Here is a 3,344-nt window from a genome sequence, read left to right on the forward strand (position 1 = left end):
CATCATGCTCGCTGAGCCAAACAGGTGGTCCCTAGCTGGTGGCAAACCAGTGGTCCCTTCCCGGTGGCAAATGACAAGCACAGTCCTAGGATGCTGTGTCGACTCGGGTCACGAGACCCGTCATCTGTTCGGCGATCGGATGCGTGCGGGGTCCTAGCCTTCTGGTCATCAATGTGCTCCGCAGGTCGATGCCCGCGCCTTCGCTCGAAACTCTTGTGGTGGCAGGTATTCGACGTGGCGGAGATGCCTCGCGTGCGCACCGGGTCAGCTGTTATACCGCCGTATCGAGTGTGCGGTGACGGCTTTGAATCGACGTGATCATCGCCGATGGGCCCCCACCCTCGAATGATAGGCAGCGAATGCGATGGGATCGCCGAAGCACCTCCTAAGCCTAAGCGTCAACCCCGACCGCACCAGCCCCGATTGTCATCTCCGCACGCCGGGGCGCAGCCCCTGAATGCTTCCAACCACAAATGCAGGCCTGTAACGGACTTTGTCGCTGAAAATCCCATTGGACGGGCACAACTAACACCTCACCCCCGTGGAGACCGTGCGGCCGATGTGACCGTCGCAGTTACGTCCTGCAGCGCGGTGCCCTAAATCAGTACCGCCCAAGGACAACTAGACTAGATCGCGCAATGGCGGGTGAGCACCGGGAGCAATCGCAGCAAGATCCGGGCCGAGCGTCGGCGACCTCGTTGACGAACCGGTTGAAGTCCAGGCCGGAATCGGTGCCGGCAAGGCCGGAGAGCGCGCGGATGACCAGCCACGGGATGCCGAAGGCTTCGCAGACCTGAGCCAGCGCGCCGCCCTCCATTTCGATTGCGTGACCGTCGAATTCGCGGTGCAGTCGGCTGCGGGTGCGCTCACAATGCAGGTATTGATCGCCGGTCAGAACGGTGCCGAAAGTGATTCGCCGCGGCCGGCCGCGGCCACCCGCGCCAGTCGACAGCGGCGGGAGGGTGAACCCGTCAAGACAGTCCCGCACGCGCTCGATCAGCCCGGGGTCGGCCCGATAGCCAAGCTGATCGGTCGGTTCGATGAAGGGTATGTGGCCGGGTTGGTAGGGCTGCAGCTGCCCGTCGTCCACCAGGCCGAAATCGTGCTGGACCACCCGTTCGGCGATGACGATATCGCCGATCTGCAGCTCCGCATCCAGCCCGCCGGCGACACCGGTGAAAACAATGATGCGGCAACGGAATCGGTCGGCAAGCAGCGTCGCGACAACGCTTGTGTTGACTTTGCCCATGCCGGCTGCCGCCAAGACCACCGGGTGGTCGTCGAGCGCGCCGACGTCGAAGGTGACCTGGGCGATCTGGTCCCATTCGGGACCCGACATCAAACCCAGCAGGTAGGACAACTCCTGCGGGATCGCGCAGATGATCCCGATCGTCACGGCGAGCCGCTCGCCCGCAACCCGGTCACCGATCACCGATCATCGATCACCGATCACCGATCGCCGGAGGTCATCATGCGGGAACCGCGGCGGAACCGCACGAGGTACCTGGGCAGCCGGCGCACCGGCACCGGCTTGGGCCAGTCATCGGCCCGGAAGTATGCGTCGGAACCGCCATCGACGAACACGACACTGCCGCAAAGGAAATCGGCGGAGTCCGACAATAGGAAGCAAATCCAGTCGGCCATGTGCGCGACGTCGCCGAAGCCACCGATGGGAATAGGGAACGACCGAACGGCTTTGGCTTGCGTCGGGTCCGACAGCTGCTCCTGCAGCAGCGGCGTCATGATGGCGCCGGGCGCCAGAGCATTGAGCCGTATACCCGAACCTGCCCATTCCGGCAGCACGGCATGGCGCCGAACCCAGCGGCTCACCGCGATTTTCGACGCCGCGTACATGATCGACGGCGCCGCTCTGCCGAATAGTTTCACCGACCGCAGCGCCCCATCGGCGTTATTCTGCAGCAGTGCTCGCACGGTTCGCCGGGGAACCGCCGGAACCGTCGTCGTCGAGTTGCTGCCGATAACAACCACCTTCGCACGTTCGCCGGCGGCCAATGCGGGCCGCCATGCCTGCAGCAATTCGACCACGCCCAGGTAATTGACCTGGGTGATCCGCCGCAACCGGTCCTGCCCCGGGCCCGGCCCCAAACCTGCAGCCAGTACGGCACCGTCGAGCCTGCCGCCCGAGGCCACCACGACTCCGTCCGCGGCGTGCACACGTCCCTGTGGTGTCGACAAGTCGGCGACGACGTCGGCGTCTTTGAGGTCGACTCCGATCACCGTGTGGCCGTCGTCGCGGAGCCGGGCCGCGGCCGCGCGGCCCATCCCGGATGCCACTCCGGTGATTGCATAGGTGCCCATTGCGATCTCCGATCCTGCTCGGGCGGCGCCATCAGGTCGTCATGGCGGCGCGTTCCAGGTCGAGCAACTGCTCGCCGTGCCGTTCTTCCTCATATGCCTGGCGGCCACCGCGCAGGCCGAACAACCGCTTCGAGATCAACAGGTACAACACCGCAGCCATATTGATGGTGAAGGTCACCACCCGGGTCATGGTGATGCCCTTGGTCAGGTCATGGATCTCCAACGGCAGGAATAGCGAAGTTGCCACGACCGCGAAGTATTCGCCCCAGCGCTTCAACAGCCATAGGCCCACGCCCTCGACCACCTGCAAGACCGCATAGGCGGCCAGCATGAACGTGATCAGCGTCAGCGTGGATGGCTTTGCAGCCAGCGCCTTTTCCAGTTCGTGTATCGCCGACATTTGATCGACCTTGAACCCGGCTGCGCGAAAAACCGGCAGGTCGCGATCGAGGGTGGCTTGAATGGCTCCGCGTGCCCCGCGAAACTCCCACACCGCCCACGCGGCGAGACCGAGCACCATGGCCCGAAACAGCCGCTCGACCGCGAGCACCCGGATGATGATGGCTTGGCGTAACGCCTTGCCCCGCATGATCAGTGGTGCGTCTTCGGGATGGCCGCGTCCATGCGGTTCACCGAGGGTGAAGTCGCCGCAGCGAAGACAGCGCCATACTTCACCGAGTTTGGTGGTGGCGCTCAGCCGGTCTGCGAGTGCCTCGTCGTCGGGTGCATAAGTGGCGTGCCCGCTGACTGCACACGCAATCAGTTCCCATCGGTTCACGCCACGAGTTTCGCGCTTGGCCACGAGCCGATCATTCAGTGCGGGTGGCGAGCCGCGCAAGACGGCGCGCATACTTGCCATTCGCGCCCATCGCGGGTTGTCATGCGCACTCGAACCGCCGCCGAACTTACCTCCCAATCCAACGGGCACACCAGCACCATCGAGCACGTCTAGCGGGAGTTTCCGCCCTGTGTAGTTGAGCGGCGTGTCTTTTGTTGTGGTGCTTGGTTTTTGACGCGTTTGGGTG

Annotated in this window: 2 protein-coding genes and 1 pseudogene; all 3 read right to left on the reverse strand. The window is 64.1% G+C overall.

What is annotated here, in order from left to right:
- Nucleotides 1–626 precede the first annotated feature (626 nt).
- Nucleotides 627–1,396, reverse strand: a pseudogene (locus AWC07_RS05760) (5'-methylthioadenosine/adenosylhomocysteine nucleosidase).
- A 53-nt stretch (nucleotides 1,397–1,449) separates the two neighbouring features.
- A complete protein-coding gene (locus tag AWC07_RS05765) occupies nucleotides 1,450–2,319 on the reverse strand; it encodes an SDR family oxidoreductase (RefSeq protein WP_036408559.1) in 870 nt (289 codons plus the stop codon).
- 31 nt (nucleotides 2,320–2,350) lie between these two features.
- Nucleotides 2,351–3,169 carry a DUF2127 domain-containing protein gene (locus AWC07_RS05770; RefSeq protein WP_051507750.1) on the reverse strand — a complete coding sequence of 273 codons (819 nt, stop codon included), beginning with the start codon at nucleotides 3,167–3,169 and terminating at the stop codon, nucleotides 2,351–2,353.
- Nucleotides 3,170–3,344 lie beyond the last annotated feature (175 nt).

Source organism: Mycobacterium gastri (assembly GCF_002102175.1).
Taxonomy (GTDB): Bacteria; Actinomycetota; Actinomycetes; order Mycobacteriales; family Mycobacteriaceae; genus Mycobacterium; species Mycobacterium gastri.